We start from the raw sequence: 21771 nt of genomic DNA, 5'->3' as shown, positions 1-21771 counted from the left end.
TCATCCGGCGGCAGTTTTCAGCAACGAGCGTTTAGCTCTTGAGAAGCGCAGCTACTAATTCTTGGGAAGCGCGGCTTCGATGGCGGCGACAACCTCGGGAGCGTCAGGCTCGGTCCGCGGACGGAAGCGGTTGACGACGGTGCCGTCCGGTCCGATCAAGAACTTCTCGAAGTTCCACTGGATGTCGCCCGCAGCGCCTTCGGCGTCGGCGGCCTTGGTGAGTTCGGCGTACAGCGGATGCTGGTTCTCGCCGTTCACCTCGATCTTCTCGAGGAGCGGGAACGTGACGCCGTAGGTAGTGGAGCAGAACGTCTCGATCTCTTCGGCGGTACCCGGTTCCTGCCCCATGAACTGGTTGCACGGGATGCCGATCACGGTCAGACCGCGATCGGCGTACTCGCTGGCCAGCTTCTCGAGCGCCGAGTACTGCGGGGTCAGTCCACACTTGGATGCCACGTTGACCACGAGCACGGCACGGCCGTCGTATTCACCCAACGAGGTGGGCACGCCACCGAGGGTGTTGATCGCGATGTTCTGTACTGGAGTTGTCATAGGTCCAACTTAGCGACTCTGGCCGACTGCCAGTTCTCGCCCACTGCTTGTTCTCACCTACTGCTTGTTCTCACCTACTGCTTGTTCTCACCTACTGCTACTTCGATGCTCCGAGAATGCGATCGAGGTCGTCCAGAACGGTGAGGCCGCCGAGCGGTCCGACGCCCGTGATCCAGTAGGACATGTCGACCAGATGTGGGTTCGGGAAGAATCCGGCGTTGTCCGCCACGGCCTTCGGCATCGTGCTGGCATCGGCCGGTCTCGCGGAGGTGACCAGGATGAGGTCGGCGTTGGCTCCGGAGACGAATTCCGGGGAGAGGTCGACGGAGATCGAGTTCTCCCAGTCGCGTGCGGGAATCGTGAGTCCCGCGCATTCGAGAGTGCTTCCGGCAAACGACGTGGGTCCGTACAGCGTCAGAACGTCGTCGCGTGGGCGGATGAGCTGAGCGGTCTTGCCCTCGGTGCTGTGCTTGCTCGCCACTTCCTCGCAGCGTGCCGTGTAGTCACCGAGCAGTTCGCCTGCCTGATCGGTCTTGTTCAACGCCTCTGCGACGAACTGGACGTTGTCCTGCCACGGATCGGTCTGGGTCGCCATGTAGACGGTCGGCGCGATGGCAGCGAGTTGCTCGTACAGATCACCGTGCCGCGATTCCGTTCCGATGATCAGGTCCGGGCTCAGTGCGACGATCTTCTCGAGGTTCGGCGCCGCGACGGTGCCGACCATCTCGATCTCCGCGGCCTTCTCACCGAGGTACGCCGGAACACCGGTCGTCTCGCTGAGGACCGCGGTGCCCACGGGAATCACGCCCAGCGCTACCGACGTGTCGAGCTGAACCGGCTCGAGCACGACAACTCTCTGCGGATCCATCGGTACGTCCGTGGTTCCGCGGGCATGGGTGACCGCGTGCACGGTGTCGGCGGACTGACTGTCGGTATCCGTCTTGTCGTCACTGCCACACGCCGTTGTCGTTGCCACGATGGCGGCGAGGACAAAACCACCCAGCACGTACTTCGCCCGCGAGTTACTGCGTTTCATTCCCAACACTCCTGTTACCGACTGCTTTCGACCGTCACAGCCACGCGCATTCACCACGGCTGAGCAAAGGATTCACCATCCAATAGTCTGGTGAGCCTAACCTACGAGACTGGAGCCTCATCATGTCTTCCCTTCCCTGCCACACCTGCAGCGACGGTGTCCTGGGGAAGGCATCTACGCAGTGCTTTCCGGAATTTGTCGCCAATCCGCAAACCAGTCGACGCCCTCACGCCTGTACACGGCAGTCGTCGACCGCCGGCGAACCGATGGTCGGTCGCGCCGGAATGACACATCTGTGGGTGTTGATCGAGCACCCCGGCCCCTGGCCGGCGTCCGCTCCTGACGACGTTCTCCCAGTCGCACTCACCGAAAAAATCTACGCAGCGCAGGGTCGTATCCGCCTCGTGGTGATCCGGCGGCCCCGCAACCGCCGAGTCCTCACCCCGATGTGCGTACTCGCCTGGACGGACGGCACACGTCAGTGGATGCGGGAAGGGTCGGTCGACCGATACGAGGACCTGTCGGTACTGCCGTTCGAATCGATGGCCACCGGAGTGGAACCCGACTTCGGCCGCTCCCGCACGGAACCGCTCTTCGCAGTCTGCACACATGGAAAGAAGGATGCGTGCTGCGCGGAACTCGGTCGCCCGGTCGTGTCGGCGCTGAACGCGGCACAGATCGCAGATGTGTGGGAATGCAGTCACATCGGCGGAGATCGATTCGCGGCCAACATGATTGCGTGGCCCGCCGCAGTCTATTTCAGCCGACTGGACGGCAACTCCGCGATCGATGCAGCCGAAAAATACCAAGCCGGAGAATTGGAGCTGCTGCACCTGCGCGGCCGAGCGGCACTGTCACAGGCCGCTCAGGCCGCCGAACACGCAGTCCGACGCGTTACCGGCATCGTCGCGACGGACGCACTCGAGAGTGTCGCCGAGAGCGTCGACGGAGAACATACGACTGTCGATCTTCGATTGGAGGCGAGAGACTTTCGCGTGGTCGTTCGACCCGGCTCTCCAGGGCAGCCGTTCCGACACGATTGCGGTTCCGGAGGAACTGTCGAATGGAACGGATGGATCGTAGAACACCTTCACGAGCAATCGCACTGACCACTCGATTCCGGTAGAACTGCCCGGCAGGCCATCGAACCGAGATTTGCGCGGCCTGACAACACTTCGAATCAGGTCGCGATGAAGGATCGACGCCCCTGGTGATTACAGCTTGCATTCTTCCCATGACCACCGCACTGACGCCGAATGCCGTTTCCCGGTCTGCAGATCCGATCAAGAGTGAGGTCGACTACGAAACACTGGCAGCAAAATTCCGTCCGATCTTCGCGGACATCGCACAAGCCGTCGTCGAACGCGAACGCGATCACGTGCTTCCCTTCCAACAGATCGACGCACTCAAGAAAGCAGGCTTCGGCGCCGTTCGGGTGCCGACAACACACGGTGGATCCGGCGCGAGCATCCCGCAATTGATCCGGTTACTAGTCGAGTTGTCGAGCGCCGATTCCAACATCACCCAGGCACTGCGCGGTCATTTCGCGTTTGTCGAAGACCGACTGGTCGCCGACCCCGGGCCTGAGCGTGACACCTGGCTCCGACGCTTCGCGGAGGGACAGTTGGTCGGCAACGCGTGGACCGAAATCGGCGACGTTGCATTGGGCGAAGCCAACACCAAGGTCTCTCCCGCACCCGATGCCGACCACTTCCTGGCGAACGGGGCAAAGTTCTACAGCACGGGTTCCATTTTCGCCGACTGGATCGACCTGTACTCGCAGCGCACCGACACCGGCGCATTCGTGATCGCCGCAGTCGAAGCGAGACAACCCGGTGTCACACACAGTGACGACTGGAACGGGTTCGGCCAGCAGACGACTGGCTCCGGCTCGTCCGTCTACGAGAACGCAATAGTCCAGCCGGAGAACATCTTCGACTTCTCGACGCGCTTCAAATACCAGACCGCGTTCTACCAACTGTTCCATCTCGCCACTCTCGCCGGCATCGCCAAGGCTGCGACAACCGAGATCTCTCGTCGAGTCGCCTCTCGTACTCGAACCTTCAGTCACGGCAACGCTCCGAGATACGCGCAGGATTCGCAGATCCAGCAAGTTGTCGGCGAGGTGTCCTCGGCTGCCTTTGCAGCCGAGGCCGTGGCGCTGCACGCAGCACAGTCGTCCCAATGGGCATACGAAGCCGCATTCTCCGGCTCGCCGGAGGAAGAGAAAGCCGCCAACATCGCAGCCGAAATCGATTCGGGGCGAGGGCAAGTCGCCTCGATCGGACTCGTCGTTCCGGCCACGGCCAAGATCTTCGACGCACTCGGTGCTTCCGGAGTGAGCCGCGACCTCGATCTCGATCGGTTCTGGCGCAACGCGCGCACCGTGGCCAGTCATAATCCGGTCGTCTTCAAATCCAAAGTTGTCGGCGACTACGAAATCAACGGAACCGAACCGATTTACGTGTGGGCCATCGGGACTGCACCGACCGAAAAGGATGTACAGGCATGACCGTGACCAGTGAAACCGAAGTCTTCGTCGGCGTTCCCGACACATCCGAAGGCTGGATCGACCGCGCTCGCGAGGTGAGCAACGTCCTTGCCGTCGACGCGCTCGCCCGCGACCGAGCCGGCGAACCACCGTTCCGAGAAGTCCAGCTGCTCAAGGACAGTGGTCTGGTGACACTGCTGGGTCCGATCGAGTTCGGCGGCGGTGGGCAGCGATGGGAGACCGCCTACAAGGTGGTTCGGGAGATCGCGCGCGCCGACGGCTCGATCGGGCAACTGCTCGGGTACCACTACCTGTGGGCATGGGCAGCCAGATTGGTCGGAACCGATCCGCAGATCTCCGCTGTCGAGGAGCTGTACACGAGCAACCGATTCTTCTTCGGCGGCGCGGTGAACCCTCGAGACACCGACCTCACCGTCGTGGATCGCGGAGACACCCTGGTATTCAACGGTGTGAAGTCGTTTTCCACCGGCGGACGAGTCACCGACCTCACGGTGCTCGAAGGAATCATCGACGGAACTGCGACGCATGTGTTCGCTATCGTGCCGACTGCTCAGGACGGCATAGTCTTCCGCGGCGATTGGGACAACCTCGGGCAGCGCCTCACCGATTCGGGCAGTGTCGAGGTCAACGACGTCGAGGTCGACTGGGCAAGTGCGGCAGGCTTTGTCGACAAGGAATTCCAACCTCTGGTCTACAACACCCTGAACTTCCCCGCGATCGAGATCGTGTTCGCGAACTTCTACCTCGGGATCGCGCGTGGCGCACTGGACACTGCGGCCGAGTACACCCGAACCCGTACGCGTCCATGGCCGTACGGCGGTGACAACCGCGAAATCGCAACCGACGAGTGGTACCTCCGTGAGGGCTACGGCGACTTGCAATCGAAGCTGTGGGCGGCGGAGGCCTTCGTGGATCAGGTCAGCCGTGAGGCCGACGCCGTGCTCCACGACGCTCGCGAAAACCTCACCGAGCAGGCTCGCGGCGACCTCGCCGTACGCATCGCGGCCGCAAAACTTCGCGCCGCCGACGTCTCCTTGGAGATCAGCAACAAGATCTTCGAACTGACCGGTGCCAGAGCCACGTCCAACGACGTCGGCCTGGATATCTACTGGCGCAACATCCGGACGCATACCCTTCACGATCCGCTCGCGTACAAGCGCCGTGAAGTCGGTAGTCGTTTTCTGACCGGCGAGATTCCCGAACCCACCTGGTACACATAGCACCCACGAACAGAAAGAGACCGTCGCACGGTTGGTGCGGCGGTCTCTTTCATCGTTACGACCAGGATCACTGATCGTAGATCGGGTTCCGCGCCTGCTGTGCGGTCAAACGTTCAGCAGAGCGGAAGTATCTAGTGATGGCTCACAAATGACTGCTTGGTGCCGGTCGGAGCCGTTTCGAGTTTGTGCTGCTCTTCTTCGTCCTCGTCGTCGAGCATCGTGGCTTCGTTGAACGGAATCTTCCCGTCGAGCACCTCGATGACGCGTTCCTTGTCGATCGTCTTGGTCCACGCGCCGACCAGGAGAGTCGCGACCGCATTGCCCGAGAAGTTGGTGATCGCTCGCGCTTCCGACATGAAGCGGTCGATTCCGACGATGAGTCCGACGCCGTCGAGAAGCTCGGGGCGATGGCTCTGCAGTCCGCCGGCCAGCGTGGCCAGACCGGCGCCGCTGACTCCCGCAGCGCCCTTGGAGGCGATGATCATGAACACCAGCAGCGAGAGCTGTTCACCGAAGGCGAGCGGCTGTCCCATGGCGTCGGCGATGAAGATCGAGGCCATCGTCAGGTAGATCGCGGTGCCGTCGAGGTTGAACGAGTAGCCGGTGGGAACGACGATGCCCACCGTGGTGCGCTCGACGCCTACGTGCTCCATCTTGGCGATCAGACGCGGCAGTGCCGATTCGGAGGACGACGTGGCGAAGATGAGCAGGTACTCACGGGCCAAGTACTTGACCAGCTTGAAGATGTTGAATCCGGTGACCGCGCGCAGCAGCGTTCCGAGAACACCGAAGACGAAGATCAGGCAGGTCAGGTAGAAGCCGATCATCAGGGTTCCGAGCTGGACGACGGCGTTCAAACCGGTCTGGCCGACGACGCTGGCGATGGCGCCGAAAGCACCGATCGGGGCGAGCCAGAGAATCATCGTCAGGATCTTGAACACGAGCTTCTGGATGTATCCGACGGCCTTGAGAATCGGCTCACCCGACTTGCCGAGCGACTGGATCGCGAAGCCGACCAGAAGGGCGACGAACAGAGTCTGCAGCACGCTGCCGGCGGTGAGGGAGGACAGCATCGACGTCGGAATGATGGACGCGATGAAGTCCCAGGTACCGCCCGCGCTGTGGGCCTGATCTGCAAGCTTGGCCACGGAGGCCGCGTTGGGCGTGATGTTCAGGCCACTGCCCGGGTTGAGCAGGTTGCCGACTCCCAGGCCGATCGCGAGTGCGATGGTGGACATCCCGATGAAGTAGGCGAGTGCGAGGCCGCCGACCTTGCCGACCTTGGCCGCAGCTCGAACCGAGCCGATGCCGAGCACGATGGTGCAGAAGATGACCGGGCTGATCATCATCTTGATCAGGCTGACGAACAACGTGCCGAGTACACCGACGGACTTACCGAACTCGGGTGCGAGCCAACCGACGAGGATGCCGCCGATAACCGCGACGATCACGCTCATGTAGAGCCAATGCGTCTTGTCGCGCTTTGCCTTGGTGCCCTCGGGCTGTGGGGAACCGTCTACTGTCCCTGTTGCCGTGCTGCTCATGGGGTGTCCTTTGGATCGGATATCTGTGAAGTGATCGGGATCACTTCGAGTCGTGGAGAATTCTTGTTGCAAACAGGTGGGCCCGGAAGTTTGTGTTCATTACGTTCAGGAGGCGCTCGATGGTCGAACGAAAGACCGGCCGACGTATGAGCGTCGCCAGGCAGATCCTGCTCCTGCAGTTGGCGTTGTTGGCGCTGGTCATCGGCGTGGGGGCCGCGCTCGCAGTTGTCGACGAACGCCGAGACAGCGACGACGCGATCCGCAGGCAGGTGAGCTCGATAGCGCAGACTCTCGCCCTGTCGGATTCGACGGTGGCCGCCCTGACGAGCCCGGACCCGACCGCGATTCTGCAACCACAGACCGAGAAAATACGACAGGCAACCGGCGTCGATTTCATCGTGGTGATGGCGCCGGATCGCACTCGATTCACCCACACGAGCCCGGAGCTGATCGGTCAACTGTTCAACGGAAACATTGACCGCGCACTCGCCGGCGTGACCTTCACGGAGACGTACGCCGGGTCGCTGGGGCCGTCGATCCGCGCAGTCACTCCTGTCTACGATTCCGGCGGAACCCTGGTCGGTCTGGTTTCTGCCGGTGTCACCCGCGAGCAGATCAGCAAGCAGTTCGCCCAAAGCGTTCCGGTCATCCTGTTCGTTGCCGGCGGCGGTCTTCTTGCCGCCCTCCTGAGTTCACTTCTGGTGAGCCGACGCATCAGGCGACAGACCCTGGGAATGGCTCCGGACGAACTGCGCACCATGTACGAGCACCACGACGCCGTACTGCACAGCATCGGTGAGGGTTTGGTGGTGATCGGGCAAGGCCGAAGCAAAGACGCGAGAGTGGACATCGTCAACGACGAAGCACGTCGCCTCCTCGATCTACCGGACGGGCCCGTGCCACTTTCATCCATCCCCGAGACCATGCGGGTCGACGACGCCTCTCCCGCGAAGGATCAAGTGCACCTCACCGACAAGCGTGTGCTGGTGGTCAACCAACACCCGGTTGAGTGGGAAGGCAACAGAATTGGCACCGTGCTGACAATTCGCGATCACACCGAACTTCAGAACGTACTCGGGGAATTGGATTCGGTACGTAGTTTTGCCGAGTCGCTTCGATCGCAAGCCCACGAAAGTGCAAATCGTCTGCACACGATCATCACGATGGTCGAGTTGGGGCGAAACGAGGACGCAGTGGCCTTCGCCACCAACGAATTGCGGGTGTCCCAACAGTTGATCGATCGTCTGATGAATGCGGTCCACGAGCCGGCGCTGGCCGCACTACTGCTCGGGAAAATGAGCGAAGCGACCGAACGCGGGGTCGACCTGACCATCACGGAAGACACCGCGCTCGGTCCGGTTCCTTCGCTCAATGCACGCGAGTTGGTCACGCTGGTCGGCAATCTCGTGGACAATGCTATTGACGCATCGCGCGCGAGCGAGTCTCCGTGGGTGGAAGTGACGGTAATGGAAGAGGATTCGATGATGGTTGTTGCCGTCGCCGACAGCGGCCCGGGAATGACACCCGAAGCACTCGAAAAGGCCAAGGGCCGTGGCTACTCCACAAAATCCGGCTCTCGCGGACTCGGTCTCGCTCTGGTCTCTCAAGTCGTGAAACGGCACGGCGGCACGCTCACCAGCGAGCCGGCGATGGGCTCCATGCTGGTTGTCCGTATCCCGCTGCGCGAGGCGGAAGCACCGCGATGATCCGTGTATTGATAGTCGACGACGAACCGTTGATCGCCCAGGCGCACCGTTCGTACGTCGAGCGTGTGCCGGAATTCGTGGTCCACGGCGTGGTTCATTCCGGAAACGCCGCCGTGCGTGCAGTTACGGCAGCCAACGCCACTGACCAGCCCATCGACCTGGTCCTGCTCGACATCGGGTTGCCCGACGCCAGCGGTCTCGACGTGGCCTCCGCCCTCGGCGGGTTGCGGCCCAGTCCGGACATCATCGCGGTTACCTCGGCGCGCGATCTGGAGGTGGTCCGAAGCGCCGTGGCTCGCGGGATCGTCCTCTATCTTCTCAAGCCGTTCACTTTCGCAGCATTCCGCGACAAGCTCGAGCGCTACCTCGAATATCGTGCAGCACTTCCCGCTGGAGAGTCTGCGGTCAGTCAACACGACATCGACCGCGCGATGTCCGCACTACGAACGTCCGACGATCGAGCAGCGGCACCGAAAGGCTTTGCGTCTCAAACACTCGGGCTCGTCGCAGCGTCTGTCCGGGATTCTGAGGGACCCGTGACCGCTGCAGAGGTGGCAGCATCGGTCGGCGTGTCCCGGGTGACAGCCTGGCGCTACCTGGAAAAGCTGGCAGACGACGGCATGCTCACCCGGGAGACCGAGTACGGGCGCGCTGGGCGCCCTCAGGTTCGTTACCGCAGAACCTGATTGACACAGAATCTAGTTTGCGCCAACCGTGTCGAGAACCCAGGCGAACTCGAATGCGACCTCTTTCCACTTCTCGTAGCGACCGCTGACACCGCCGTGTCCGGCGCTCATCTCGGTCTTGAGAAGTAGCGGAGCATCACCGGTCTTCGTGGCGCGCAGTTTCGCGACCCACTTGGCCGGCTCCACGTACAGAACACGGGTGTCGTTGATGCTCGTGATCGCAAGAATGGCGGGATAGTCCTTGGCTTCCACGTTCTCGTACGGGCTGTACGAGCGCATGTAGTCGTAGACGTCCTTGTTGTGCAGCGGATCTCCCCATTCGTCCCACTCGATGACCGTCAACGGCAGCGACGGATCGAGAATCGACGTCAGCGGGTCGACAAACGGAACATTGGCGAGAACGCCGGCAAACAGTTCCGGAGCGAGGTTGGCGACAGCCCCCATCAACAATCCACCCGCACTACCGCCGTCGGCAACCATGCGATCAGCGGCTGTGACACCGGTATCGATCAAATGCTTTGCGCATGAGACAAAATCGGTGAAGGTGTTCTTCTTCGTGAGCGTCTTGCCGTTTTCGTACCAGTGACGACCCATCTCGCCGCCGCCGCGCACGTGTGCGACCACGAAGACGACGCCGCGATCGAGCAACGACAAGCGGGCAACCGAGAACGACGGGTCGATGCTCGCCTCGTAGGAACCGTAGCCGTACAACAGCAGCGGCGCGGGACCTTCCGGCGCACCTACGCGCCTCACGATCGAGAGCGGAATGCGGGTTCCGTCGTCGGCCACTGCCCAGTCGCGACGCTGCTCGTAATTACTCGCATCGAAGTCACCGAGAACAGGCTGCGACTTGCGCAGTGCCAGTTCACCACTGGCGACGTAGTAGTCGTACACCTGCCCGGGAGTGATGAACGACGTGAAGCCGAGTCGGATGGTGGGCTGCGCCCATTCCGGATTGGACCCCATACCGATGCTGAAGAGTTCTTCGTCGAAGTCGATTTCGTGACGCTCACCGTAGCCGTCATCCGTCAACGGCCACACGGCAACCCGAGTGAGCGCCTCGCGGCGGTAGCTCAGGACGAGGTGTCCGGCAAAGGCTTCGGCTTCTTCCAGACGAACGTCTGCGCTGTGCTCGATCAGCGTCGTCATGTTTGTCGGATCCGACACGGGAGCTTCCACCAACACGAAGTTCTCTGCCTTGACTCCGTCCACGACGTCGTTGTGGAGGATCAGGAAGCGGTCCTCTCCCCCGATCACCGCGTGTTCAGCGCCGTACTCGACGCCCTCGCGACGCGGGATGATGACGCGGAAGTCGCCTTCCGGGTTCGCCGATTCCAGCATCCAGCCTTCGCTGGTCACCTTGGAACCGACCCAGATCATCAGGTACTTCTCACTGCGGGTAGACCCCACCGAAACCCAGTACCGTTCGTCGGGCTCATGGAACACCGAAACATCTTGACTCTGCGGCGTTCCCAGCTTGTGACGCCACACGGTGTCCGGACGCCAGGAATCGTCGACCGTCATGTAGAAGACGTGACTGTGGTCGATCGCCCAGGTGGCGCCAGGCGCGGTATCGGGAATCTCGTCGGCGAGCATCTCACCGGTCTCGAGGTTCTTGAACCGCAAGGTGTACCGCTCGTCGCCGACGATGTCCACCGAGTACGCAAGCAACGTGCCGTCCTCGCTGATGGAGAACGCGCCGAGCGAAAAGAACTCGTGCCCTTCGGCTTCGACGTTGCCGTCCATGAGGATCTGCTCGCCCGCCAGCTCGACGCCGGGCGTCAGGTTGGGCGGAGTCCAGTCGTCTTCACCGGCGATGGGGCACCGGCACTGGACGGTGTACGACTTGCCTTCCACGCTGCGCGAGTAGTACCACCACTTACCCATGCGAGTGGGCACCGACATGTCGGTTTCCTGCGTCCGCGACTTGATCTCCTGGAAGATCTTCTCGCGCAACGGCTCGAGCGCGGCCGTCTGCTCGTCGGTGTACGCGTTTTCGGCTTCGAGGTATGCGACGACCTCGGCGTTGTCCTTGTCCCGCAGCCACTCGTAGTCATCGACGAACGTGTGTCCGTGATGGGTACGTTCGGCGGGGACCTTCTTTGCGACCGGCGGGATCAGGCTCATGCGCTGGGACCGACCCAATCGTCGAAGGACAGACCGGAAATGCGCTCGTACGCCTCGATGTAGCGTGCCCGAGTCGCGTCGACGATCTCCTGCGGCAACGGCGGCGGTGTCGTGTCCGAGCTACGGTCCCAGCCGGATTCGGGGCTCGTGAGCCAGTCGCGCACGAACTGCTTGTCGAAACTGGGCTGCACCTTGCCCGCTTCGTAGCCTTCGAGAGGCCAGTAGCGCGACGAGTCGGGGGTGAGCACCTCGTCGGCGAGCACGAGGTTTCCACCGGAGTCGAGACCGAATTCGAGCTTGGTGTCCGCAAGGATGATTCCGCGATCGGCCGCGAAGTTGGAGGCGCGGGCATAAACGTCGAGAGTGTCCTCGCGAAGCTGCACTGCCAGCTTCTGGCCGACCTTCTCCACTACCTGATCGAAGCTGATGTTCTCGTCGTGATCCCCGAGAGCTGCCTTGGACGCCGGGGTGAAGATCGGGTCGGGCAGCCGCGACGCCTCGACGAGGCCCTCGGGCAACGCGACGCCGCACACTGCGCCGGTGTTGTTGTAGTCGACCAGGCCGGAGCCGGTGAGGAAGCCACGAACGACGCATTCGACGGGAACCATGTCGAGGGAGCGCACCACGAGAGCGCGGCCGAGAACCTCTTCCGGGATGCGATCGTCGTCGGGCTCGCCGGCCAGGTGGTTGGTGCCACCGAGGACGTTGAAGAAGAACACGCTCATCGCGGTGAGCACGCGACCCTTGTCCGGGATCGGCGTGCTGAGCACGTGGTCGTAGGCCGAGATCCGATCACTCGCGACAAGCAGCAGATGCTCGTCGTCGATCGTGTAAAGGTCACGGACCTTGCCACCGGCCAGATGAGTGTAGGAATCAAGTGTAGGACGCACCCGGTCACCCTATCGGGCGTTCGCAGTTCGTACAGAACCCCGGTAGCCGGGACAGGTAAGCGTCCTCGCCGTTCGGAGAGCTGTCCGCCCTGCTCATCCGGATATGCAGGTGGCCCCTCGCCAGCAGGCGAGAGGCCACCGTCACAGTCGATGAACTACTGGTTTGCGGGCAGCTTCGACAGGCCCTCGTCGATCGAATCCAGCGTCAGAAGAGCCGTCTGATAGGTCGCGGCCAACGAATGCTGGACCTGGACGACGTTGCCGGCCTTCACTGCGGGCAATTCCTTCCACAGCTCGGAATTGACCAGCTCCTGCAACTGCGGAGACATCGAGCCGTCGGCGTTGAGGCCGTAGACGATCACGTCGACATTTCCGAGATTTTCGCCGATCTTCTCGATGGATACCTGTTCGACGTGGATGTCGGCGGGGTCTGCGGGGGTGCCGGGGAACTGCAGTCCGAGTCCGTCGAAGAGATTGGTCGTGTACGAAGACGCGTACTCGCGTGAGAAGGTGCCGGCCTCGGGCTTGCAGACGTTGCACACGCCGCCGAAGGTCAACGAGCCGAGCTTGTCCTTGTACTTCGCGGCCAGTTCGGCGGTTTTGGCGTCGTAGTCGTCCTTGAACTCGCCGTAGGTGTCGGAGACATTCGCGGCATCGGCGAACTGCTCGCCCAGCACTCGCCAATCAGCAGGAACCGTCGGTCCCAGGAAGACGACGGGAGCGGCCGCCTTGAGCTGCGCCATGTCCAGCTGGCTTTCGACACGAGCGGGAACACCCATGATGATCAGATCGGGCTCGGCAGCGACGATTCCCTCGTAGTTGAGCTGGGAGACGTTGCCGTCGGGCGCGACCTTCGGCAGAGCTTCGTAAGCGGCCTTGGTCTTGTCGTCCATGTTGCCGAGTTCACGGGTCCACTCACATACTGCTGCCAGGTTCGCTCCCGCCTGAATAAGCGGCAGAACTGCGTATCCGCAGGCCACGATCCGCTGCGGGTCGCTCGGGATCTCGATGGATCCGTTCTGTGCCTCGAAGACACGGGTCTGCGAGCTCGCGGCTGTCGTCGACGATTCGGACGACGCCTCCTCGGAGTTGCTGCAGCCGGCGACGCCGACCGCCAGCGCAGCTGCTGCGCCGATCACCACTGCGCGGCGAAACCGCGACAGACCTTGAACCCGCATGTTGAACTCCATCTGAACGCACCGGACTGCTCCGGAATTGATTTGGTGAGGCTAACCAATATCAGGGCACTGGACCTTTACACAAACACAGGTCTCGAGGAATGAACTGCGCCTCCCGAGTCACTCACGCTCACAGCAGCACGCCTCCCACTGAGAGGGAGCAAAGCAAGATTCCTCTCGAATCGGACACGCGAACTCGCTACCTTGCCTTCGCGATACCTCATCGACCAGCCACTCTCTCCGCTCGACGAAGGGCTCACACATGTCCCGATCCACGCGCACGTGCTCGCTACGGTCTGCCGCGGCCATTGCGTTGACCAGCAGCTTTCTCATCACCGGTTTCGGCGCCTCGATCGCGCACGCCGGACCTGCCCCCTCGGCTCCACAGTTCGGCTCACTGGATTTCGGATCCAGCAACTTCGGCAGTGCCGAGCAAACCCCAGATGCTCCGCGGCTGACCGGGATCGACAATTTCCGCGACGTCGCAGGCACCGGCGCCGGATACTCGGGAACTTTCGGTCTGCCCGTGAACAAGGGAGTCTTCTACCGCGCGAACGCGATCACGCCCAAGGGCGATGACATGAGCATTCTCGAAAAGCTGGGACTGACAAAGGTTTACGATCTGCGCACGGAACCCGAGATCGCCAGCAAGCCGGATGTCCTGCCCGACGGGGTTGCGTACGAGAACATTCCGATCCTGTCCGGGAACATCGCCGAGATGGTCGCGAAGATCAAGTCCCCCGAGGACTCACGATCGATGATGCAGGACATGAACCGCGCCTTCGTCACCGGAGCGACGGAGCGAGCCGGGTTCGCACAGTTGCTCACGGGCCTCGCGGAAACCGAAGGCGCACAGGTCTTCCATTGCACTGCAGGTAAAGACCGCACCGGCTGGACGTCGTTTCTGCTGCTGAGCATCGCCGGTATCGACCGCTCGGTGATCATGAATGACTACTTGCTGACCAACGAATACACAGCCGAAGGCATGAAGGCCACGCGCGCGGGCATCGCGGCGAGCCTGGGCGAACAGATGGCCGTCAACATGGAGCCCCTGTTGGGTGTCGAGGCAAGCTATCTCGATGCCGGCCTCGCCCAGTTGGACCTGACCTACGGGTCGGTCGATCGTTACCTGACCGAGGGCTTGGGTCTGAGTCCGGCGACCGTCATGACGCTCAAAGCCAAACTGCTGGGCTGAGCGATCCAGCTGCCCCGGGTTCGACGAGGGGTCGAACCCGGGCACGTGGACTTTCTCTGCCCGCGCCGTGCCGGATGCGCCGCAGCGTCCCGTGCGTCAGCGCGATACGGCGATCACGTTGTTTCGGTACGCCCAGATGACGATCTGCACACGGGTGCGCACCTGCAGCTTCTTGCAGATGTTGCTGATGTGCGACTTCACCGTGCTCTGCTCGAGGCTGAGGGAATCTGCGATGTCGTTGTTTCCCAAGCCTTGTGACAGCAACTGCACCACATCCATTTCACGCGCGCTGAGACCGTGATCCGATCCGGAGCGCGCCGTGGACATCGGTGCCGGTTTGCGCCTCGCGAACTCCACGATCAGTCTCGACGTCAATCTCGGAGAGAGCACCGAACCACCCTCGGCCACGGTCAGCACTGCCGACGAGAGCTCCTCGGGATCGGCGTCTTTGAGCAGGAACCCTGCGGCGCCACTGTCGAGCGCCTCGAAAACGTACTCGTCGAGATCGAACGTGGTGATCACGACGACGCGGGTCGCCGGAAACTCGGCAAGGACCTCCCTGGTCGCGGTCAATCCGTCACCGTGAGGCATTCGGATATCCATCAGTACGACGTCCGGACGCAGTGCACGCACCTGCTCGTACGCCTCGACTCCCGTCTTGGCATGCCCGACGACGCGAATCTCGGGGTGACCGGAGAGAAACAGTTCGAACCCCTGCCGTACCACCTGCTGGTCGTCTGCAATAAGGACGTCGATCATGCGTTGATCCTCCCGTTCACCGGCACCAGTGCCTGCACAGCCCACTCACCTTCCGAATTCGGTCCGGCGTCCAGTTGACCACCCATGAGCGTCGCGCGTTCGCGCATTCCCACAATTCCGAGGTTTTGCCCGTCGGAGGACGGACGAGCATTCCCGAGCGTATTGATCACCCGGACTCTCACCGCACCGGCTTCTCGGCTCAGACATACCTTGGACTCGCTACCCGGCGCATGGCGAAGGACGTTCGACAACGCCTCCTGGACGATGCGGTAGCACGTCAACTGGACTCCGCTGTCCAGGTCGTCGAAGCGGCCGACCTTCTCGAGCGAGATCGACGAGATGGTGCGCCTGCAGTCGTCCACCAACTCGTCGATGTCGGAGACCATGGGCGTCGGGAAATCGGGGTCTTCCTCACCCAGACGGAGGATCCCCACGATCTGCCGCAAGCTGTTGAGGGCCCGCTGCCCCTGCTCGATGACGCCGCCCAGGAGGGCTTGCGCTTGTTCGGGATTGCTCGAGAAGAACTTGTCGGCGGCACGGGCCTGGATGATCATGCCGGTCATGTGGTGAGCCGCGACGTCGTGCAACTCACGTGCCATGTCCTGCCGTTCGGCGACAACGGCATTCGCGATCTTGCGTTCGCGGTCCCGGTGCAGATCCGCTACCGCCTGACTGTTCTCCATTGCTTGCTTTCGCAGACGCGCGACGATCTTTCCCATGGCGGCGACGACCAGAAAACTCGTGACGGTGTTTGCCGCCGGCTCGAGGAACAGGTGGGGCAACTCCCCCACCTGAACCTCTGCGACCGTCAGCCCGTCCCGCTCGGTGAGATACATCGCCAAGATCACGTCCATCGCCATTCCGAGGACCAGCAGTCCGACCAGGCGCATGCCGCTCACCCGGATGGACACTGCCATGATCGCGAACCAGAAAAGCGGCGTGGCCCCCAGCGATCGACTGCCGAGGAAGAGCATCAATCCGCCGGATCCTGCCAACGTCAGGAGGTAGTACGCGATCGGGTACCGCCGGCGCGCACACGCCACCACGGTCAACACCGTCAGGAAACCCATGATGCCGACGACGGTTCCCGGATCGCTCAGCACTCGATTGCTCGTCTCGGGTTCAGTCTTGAGACTGGCGAGACCGAACACCCACGGCACACTCAGCAGGCCGACGATCACGGCCGCCGTGGCCGGGTTGTTCAGGTTGAAACGTCCCCACCCTCGCGATGCCAGAGCTTGCCCCGAGACATTCTGACCAGCCGAGTCGAACATCCACTCCCCATTCCGCATCCGATGATTGACGTTCATGGTGGCATGCGCGCACCACTTGGTCCCACATTCGACGAACGTGAAGGGAATGTTCGATTCTCGGCTACAACCAAAGGACTAGTTCGGGGTGAAAGCACTAGTACTTATGGATCAGCTGAACTGCTCGACCAACCGGTTCACCATGTTGGTTGCGCTGTAGTAGTCGAGACGGAAGGTATCGAGCCCCACGGCATAGACATGGTGATCACGAATTGCCGGATGCTGCGCCAACAGGGGAAGTGCCTCGACCGCTTTCACCGCACCGTCGTCGGCGCTGACCAGGATCAGGGTGTTGCCCGCGATACCGTCGTAGAGGTTCTCGGCCGAGACCTGAATGATGTCCTTGCGCTTACCCATGGATTCACTGCTCTTCGCAGACTCGGGAATGTCGGCGACCGTGAAACCCATCGCCGTGAGCAACTTCGCCTGCCCGGACTCGTGCGTCCAGATATTGGCGCCGCTGCCGTCCTCGTAGTAGACGAGCGCGGTGGTCGGCTGCGGGGGAAGTGTGATCTTGGCCTTCGCTGCCTCTACTGCGCTGTCGAATTTCGCGACCGTGGCCGCTGCGTTGTCTTCGAGACCTGTCGCTTCACCCATCACGGCGGCCACTTCCTGCCAACTACTTCCTCCGTAGTCCACCACTATTGTCGGAGCGATGGCCGTGAACTGTTCGTACAGATCGACGACGGAGTCACCTCCAGTCGCCGAGACGACGATGAGGTCCGGGTTCTGGGCCAGAACGGATTCTGCGTTCGCGCCGCCCATCGGCAGCACTGCGAGTCCACGTTCTCGAGCTATGTCGCCCCACTGTGTGAACAACCCCTGCGCATCCGATACGTCGGTGTTCGGTCCCGTCGATGCGGTAGCCACCACCGGAGCGTCGATCGACAACAGCGTGCCCGTCAGCGTCACACTGGTCGAGACGATCCTCTCCGGCTTCGACGTGATCTCCACCGGCCCCTTCGGCGTTTCCACCGTGCGGGGCCAATTACCCTGCGATGCAGCCGAATCAGCACCGGAATCGGCATCCGCAGAACTACATCCGGCGAGAGCGAACCCTGCCACCAAGACTGCGGAGAGCACCTTCAAGGCGCGCGATTTTTTCATTGTGACGCCCACTGGCGGACCACTCCTCGAATTCAAAAGCCCATGAAATTAGGTTAGGCTGTGCTCATGCTAACTCAGGCGGTGACAGAATTGTCCGCTTCCCTCGCGGCCTCGCCCGACATCGACACCTTCTGGAACCGGATAGTGCAACAAGGCACGCCGATCATCGAAAGTGTTGACACACATACAGTTCGAGTAACTTTCCTCTGGCGACAGCCCGAGGAGACGGAAGTCGAGCGCGTCTACCTCGACGCAAACTCGTTGACCGACCATCACGCGGAACAACTCAGCGTGATGCAACGGATCGGCGAGAGTCCGGTGTGGTTCTACGCCGCCGAAGTCTCGAACACCTGGCGCAGCAGTTACAGCATCATCCCGGCGCCGAAGTCCGTAGTCGACGAATTCGACTATCCGGGAGCAGGCAAGGAAGACACGACCCGCCGCACCCGCTGGTTGGGGTTGCTCGAACACCGAATTGCCGACCCACTCAATCCGCTTTCCGCAGGCGTGGACACAAGGCGTTCCGTCGCCGAGATGCCCTCGGCGCCGGTCCAGTTCGGTTGGGATGCTCCAGTTTTCAGGAAGTCGATACAGCTCACCTGGGCCAGTTCGACGTTGGACGTCGAGCGGCCGGTGTGGATCTACGAGACCGTGGACGACGGATTGACACCGCTCGAAGAACGGCCGCTCGTGATACTTCTCGACGGGCGCCACTGGGCCGAGGTCATGCCAGCAGGTGCCGCCTTCGATCGTGCAGTGCAGACCGGCAAACTGAAGTCCTGCGTTCTGCTGGCCATTGATTCCGTTGACAATCAACGTCGTTCGAAGGAATTGCCGTGCAACCGCGACTACTGGAGTGCAGTCGTCGACGAACTACTTCCGCAGGTGCGCGCCGTCGCACCCTTCTCGTCTGATCGAACGCGAACGGTGGTCTCGGGGCAGAGCTTCGGCGGCCTGGCCTCGATGTTCGCAGCACTCGAATTCCCCGAACACTTCGCGCTGGTCGCCAGCGGGTCCGGTTCATTCTGGTGGCCGACAGGCTTGAAGCGCGGCGAGGACGGTCCGCCGGGTGGAGACATCGCCGCACGCATCGAGCGCGATGGCGTGCCGGACGGTTTACGCGTTGTCCTCGAAGTAGGTAGGCACGAGTCCGACATGGTCGGGCACAGCGCAGCGGTCGCACAGGCGTTGAAGGCTGCCGGAGCGCAAGTGTCGTATCGGATCTTCGACGGCGGCCACGACTGGTTGTGCTGGCGCAGTGTCCTTCTGGACTCCGTTGTCGAACTGATCGGCAGTCCCTGAAAGTGGCCGGTGCCGCTAGTTCAGTGCACCGCGAATGACGGCAGCCGTGCTGTCGAGAATTGCCCGATTGGGCGTGCGAGGTAGCGCACGCAGGCCGAAGCCGTCGCCGCGATTTCGCGGAATGACGTGCAGATGAACATGGAAGACTTCCTGCCCCGCAACAGCTCCGTCAGAGAGATGCAGATTCACTCCGTCGACGGGGAGAGGTCCGGTACGCATCGCTGCGGCGATCTTCTGTGCGACGGAAAAGATCCTGGCACCGTCGTCGGAATCGAGCGTGGACAATCCACTGGCGTGGCGCTTCGGCACGACCAGGAGATGGCCGGATGTGAACGGCCGAATATCCATGAAGGCAAGGACATTCGCGTCGTCGTAGACGACGCTGGCCTCGGCCTCACCGGCGATGATGGAACAGAAGATGCAGTTCATGCTCTTCGACCCTGTGCGCCTTTTCGGTAGTGGTGACTACCGAAAAGGCGCACGGGGGCGTAGCCCTTACAGAATCGGCGACGGCGCATACGCCGCAGCTTCGGGGTTGGCGTCGACAAGCTTCTGCACCTCGGCGACAACGGCGTCGACCTGAGCAGACGCGGCGCCGACAAAGGCCGCCTTGTCGGCCAGAGCCTCGTCGAGGGCGGCGCGGTCGAGCGGCAAACGGTCGTCGGCGGCAAGGCGATCGAGCAGGTCGGGCTCCTTGCCTTCCTCACGCATCGCCAGCGCAACTGCGACGGCGTTCTCCTTGATCGCCTCGTGGGCGGTCTCGCGTCCGACGCCCGCGCGCACCGCTGCCATGAGAACGCGGGTCGTGGCGAGGAACGGCAGGTAGCGCGTCAGTTCCTTCTCGATGACGGCCGGGTACGCGCCCATCTCGATCAGCACGGTCAGGAAGGTCTCGAACATGCCGTCGATCGCGAAGAACGCGTCCGGCAGAGCGACGCGACGCACGACGGAGCAGAAGACGTCGCCTTCGTTCCACTGTGCACCCGCAAGCTCGGCTGCCATGGAGCCGTAGCCGCGCAGGATCACCTGAAGTCCGTTGACTCGCTCGCACGAGCGGGTGTTCATCTTGTGCGGCATCGCCGAGCTGCCGACCTGGCCGGGCTGGAAGCCTTCGGTGACCAGCTCATGGCCGGCCATCAGGCGGATCGTGTGTGCAAACGACGACGGGCCCGCGCCGACCTGGACGAGCGCGGAGATGACGTCGTGGTCGAGGGAACGCGGGTACACCTGGCCGACGCTGGTCAATACGTGGGCGAATCCGAGGTGCTCCGCGACCTTCGCTTCGAGCTGCTCGAGCTTGGCCGCATCGCCGTCGAGGAGGTCGAGCATGTCCTGAGCGGTACCCATCGGGCCCTTGATCCCACGCAGCGGGTAGCGGTCGATCAGCTGACGCAGACGTGTCAGTGCAACGAGAAGCTCGTCGGCCGCAGAAGCGAAACGCTTGCCCAAGGTGGTGGCCTGAGCTGCGACGTTGTGCGAGCGGCCGGCCATCACGATGGACGAGTACTCGGCAGCGCGCTCACCCAGACGGGCGGCGACGGCGATGCCGTGGTTGTAGACGTGTTCGAGAGAACGCACGATCTGCAGCTGCTCGACGTTCTCGGTGAGGTCACGGCTGGTCATGCCCTTGTGGACCTGCTCGTGTCCGGCGAGTGCATTGAATTCCTCGATGCGTGCCTTCACGTCGTGGCGGGTGACCCGCTCGCGGTCCGCGATGGACGCCAGGTCGACGTTGTCGATGACGCGCTCGTAGTCGTCGATGGCGTCGGCCGGAATGTCGATGCCCAGCTCTGCCTGCGCACGCAACACCGCCACCCACAATTGGCGCTCGAGCACGATCTTGTACTCGGGAGACCACAGAGCAACAAGCTCCGGGCTGGCGTATCGGTTGGCAAGGACATTCGGGATGCGGCTCACGAGGCCTCAGTCTAACGGTGGCCGAGCAGTGCTGTTACCCCCGAGCTAGAGCAGCTGTCACCCCCGAGCTAGACGACCGGCGGCGCCATCACGTCGATCGATTCCAAGAGCATTCCTCTGGCCAACCCGCGTGGGTCCGGGTCGTACTCCCCGAGCGCCGTGATCATCGCGCCGTCGACCATCGCGACAAGACGGCGCAATTGCCCCTCGGGAGCCGTTCGGCCCGAGCGTCGAAGCGCATCGGTCAACAGGTCGTCGAGCTGGGCGCGTAGGCGCAACTGCACGTCACGAAGCGCGGGATGACGGGCACACGCCACAAATCGTTCGTAGCGCGAGATCAATCGTTCGCGGCTCTCCGGCCGCTTCTCTTCGTCTCCGAGCAGCAGCTCGACCAAAAGTTCGACGGTTGATTCCGCGCCCCGCCGACGTTGGGTCACCGCAGCCACTCTGGCGCGCATCGCTTCCATGTCGGCGTTGCCGTTGAGCTCGACGGCACACGCGATCAGATCGTCGAGTGAGTCGAAGTAATAGGTCGTCGAAGCCAGAGGAAGGTCGGCCCTGGTTGCCACCGCTCGGTGACGAACGGCGTCGAACCCGCCCTCCAGCAAAAGTTCAGCAGCGGACGCCACCAGAGCTTGGCGACGTCGTTCACCCTTGGGCGTAGCTGCAGAAGACACCACGACATCGTGCCAGCAGAGGGCACCTCCGCATGGCGAAACAGCTCGAAGAC

The 21771-nt window shown here is 62.3% G+C and carries 19 protein-coding genes; 7 read left to right on the top strand and 12 right to left on the bottom strand.

The features are described 5' to 3' along the window. Positions 1-54 precede the first annotated feature (54 nt). A complete protein-coding gene (locus B0E55_RS02175; protein WP_003945816.1) occupies positions 55-552 on the bottom strand; it encodes a glutathione peroxidase in 498 nt (165 codons plus the stop codon). Positions 553-649: 97 nt separating this feature from the next. Then, positions 650-1588 (bottom strand): ABC transporter substrate-binding protein, encoded by a 939-nt coding sequence (locus B0E55_RS02170; protein WP_080908993.1) that lies wholly within the window; start codon positions 1586-1588, stop codon positions 650-652. Between the two features lie 122 nt (positions 1589-1710). Here B0E55_RS02170 and B0E55_RS02165 point away from each other — a divergent pair, with 122 nt between their 5' ends. From B0E55_RS02165 to B0E55_RS02155, 3 genes are all read left to right on the top strand, one after another. Then, complete coding sequence (locus B0E55_RS02165) at positions 1711-2697, top strand: sucrase ferredoxin (RefSeq protein WP_080908992.1); 987 nt, start codon at positions 1711-1713, stop codon at positions 2695-2697. Between the two features lie 125 nt (positions 2698-2822). Then, positions 2823-4100 carry an acyl-CoA dehydrogenase family protein gene (locus tag B0E55_RS02160; RefSeq protein ID WP_020906373.1) on the top strand — a complete coding sequence of 426 codons (1278 nt, stop codon included), beginning with the start codon at positions 2823-2825 and terminating at the stop codon, positions 4098-4100. Continuing rightward, the gene (locus B0E55_RS02155) at positions 4097-5320 is read left to right on the top strand and encodes an acyl-CoA dehydrogenase family protein (protein WP_080908991.1); all 1224 of its coding nucleotides are present in this window, start codon (positions 4097-4099) and stop codon (positions 5318-5320) included. Before B0E55_RS02160 ends, B0E55_RS02155 begins: the two co-directional genes overlap by 4 nt. A 131-nt stretch (positions 5321-5451) precedes the next feature. Here B0E55_RS02155 and B0E55_RS02150 read toward each other — a convergent pair whose 3' ends face one another. After that, positions 5452-6864, bottom strand: a complete 1413-nt coding sequence (locus tag B0E55_RS02150; protein ID WP_003945501.1) for a C4-dicarboxylate transporter DctA — start codon at positions 6862-6864, stop codon at positions 5452-5454. A gap of 119 nt (positions 6865-6983) precedes the next feature. On the opposite strand from B0E55_RS02150, the gene B0E55_RS02145 reads away from it, so the two are divergent. Together B0E55_RS02145 and B0E55_RS02140 are read left to right on the top strand one after the other, a co-directional pair. Further along, positions 6984-8570, top strand: a complete 1587-nt coding sequence (locus tag B0E55_RS02145) for a sensor histidine kinase (protein ID WP_080908990.1) — start codon at positions 6984-6986, stop codon at positions 8568-8570. Next, positions 8567-9256 carry a response regulator gene (locus tag B0E55_RS02140; RefSeq protein ID WP_003945570.1) on the top strand — a complete coding sequence of 230 codons (690 nt, stop codon included), beginning with the start codon at positions 8567-8569 and terminating at the stop codon, positions 9254-9256. The genes B0E55_RS02145 and B0E55_RS02140 overlap by 4 nt, the downstream gene beginning before the upstream one ends. Positions 9257-9268: 12 nt before the next feature. Here the strand turns inward: B0E55_RS02140 and B0E55_RS02135 are convergent, their stop codons facing one another. The 3 genes from B0E55_RS02135 to B0E55_RS02125 all read right to left on the bottom strand — a co-directional run bounded on the left by B0E55_RS02135 (position 9269) and on the right by B0E55_RS02125 (position 13463). Beyond that, positions 9269-11383: a S9 family peptidase gene (locus B0E55_RS02135; RefSeq protein ID WP_080908989.1), complete on the bottom strand. Its 2115-nt coding sequence runs from the start codon at positions 11381-11383 to the stop codon at positions 9269-9271. Next, entirely contained in the window at positions 11380-12273 is an 894-nt protein-coding gene (locus B0E55_RS02130; protein ID WP_019747067.1) for a phosphoribosylaminoimidazolesuccinocarboxamide synthase, read from the bottom strand. Before B0E55_RS02130 ends, B0E55_RS02135 begins: the two co-directional genes overlap by 4 nt. Before the next feature lie 155 nt (positions 12274-12428). Continuing rightward, on the bottom strand, positions 12429-13463 hold the full coding sequence (locus B0E55_RS02125) for an ABC transporter substrate-binding protein (protein WP_080908988.1): 1035 nt from the start codon (positions 13461-13463) through the stop codon (positions 12429-12431). A gap of 250 nt (positions 13464-13713) precedes the next feature. Between B0E55_RS02125 and B0E55_RS02120 the strand changes: the two genes are divergently transcribed. Further along, on the top strand, positions 13714-14646 hold the full coding sequence (locus B0E55_RS02120; RefSeq protein WP_080908987.1) for a tyrosine-protein phosphatase: 933 nt from the start codon (positions 13714-13716) through the stop codon (positions 14644-14646). 96 nt (positions 14647-14742) lie between these two features. On the opposite strand, the gene B0E55_RS02115 is transcribed toward B0E55_RS02120, so the two are convergent. From B0E55_RS02115 to fepB, 3 genes are all read right to left on the bottom strand, one after another. Continuing rightward, entirely contained in the window at positions 14743-15405 is a 663-nt protein-coding gene (locus B0E55_RS02115; protein ID WP_019747064.1) for a response regulator transcription factor, read from the bottom strand. Further along, a complete protein-coding gene (locus B0E55_RS02110) occupies positions 15402-16715 on the bottom strand; it encodes a sensor histidine kinase (RefSeq protein WP_223257921.1) in 1314 nt (437 codons plus the stop codon). Before B0E55_RS02110 ends, B0E55_RS02115 begins: the two co-directional genes overlap by 4 nt. Positions 16716-16826: 111 nt before the next feature. Then, on the bottom strand, positions 16827-17822 hold the full coding sequence (fepB, locus tag B0E55_RS02105) for a Fe2+-enterobactin ABC transporter substrate-binding protein (RefSeq protein ID WP_241895987.1): 996 nt from the start codon (positions 17820-17822) through the stop codon (positions 16827-16829). A gap of 66 nt (positions 17823-17888) precedes the next feature. Here fepB and fes point away from each other — a divergent pair, with 66 nt between their 5' ends. Further along, positions 17889-19124, top strand: a complete 1236-nt coding sequence (gene fes / locus B0E55_RS02100) for an enterochelin esterase (RefSeq protein WP_080909059.1) — start codon at positions 17889-17891, stop codon at positions 19122-19124. Positions 19125-19139: 15 nt separating this feature from the next. On the opposite strand, the gene B0E55_RS02095 is transcribed toward fes, so the two are convergent. The 3 genes from B0E55_RS02095 to B0E55_RS02085 form a co-directional block, all read right to left on the bottom strand. Then, entirely contained in the window at positions 19140-19553 is a 414-nt protein-coding gene (locus B0E55_RS02095; protein WP_019747060.1) for an HIT family protein, read from the bottom strand. A 66-nt stretch (positions 19554-19619) separates the two neighbouring features. Further along, a complete protein-coding gene (gene purB / locus B0E55_RS02090; protein WP_019747059.1) occupies positions 19620-21041 on the bottom strand; it encodes an adenylosuccinate lyase in 1422 nt (473 codons plus the stop codon). Positions 21042-21109: 68 nt separating this feature from the next. Further along, positions 21110-21718 (bottom strand): TetR/AcrR family transcriptional regulator, encoded by a 609-nt coding sequence (locus B0E55_RS02085; RefSeq protein WP_024487531.1) that lies wholly within the window; start codon positions 21716-21718, stop codon positions 21110-21112. Positions 21719-21771: the final 53 nt, after the last annotated feature.

Origin of the sequence: Rhodococcus sp. 66b (assembly GCF_002076325.1) — a bacterium.
GTDB classification, from domain to species: Bacteria; Actinomycetota; Actinomycetes; order Mycobacteriales; family Mycobacteriaceae; genus Rhodococcus_F; species Rhodococcus_F erythropolis.
The sequence above is the reverse complement of the archived record's forward strand: the minus strand, read 5'-3'. Positions and strand labels throughout refer to the sequence as shown.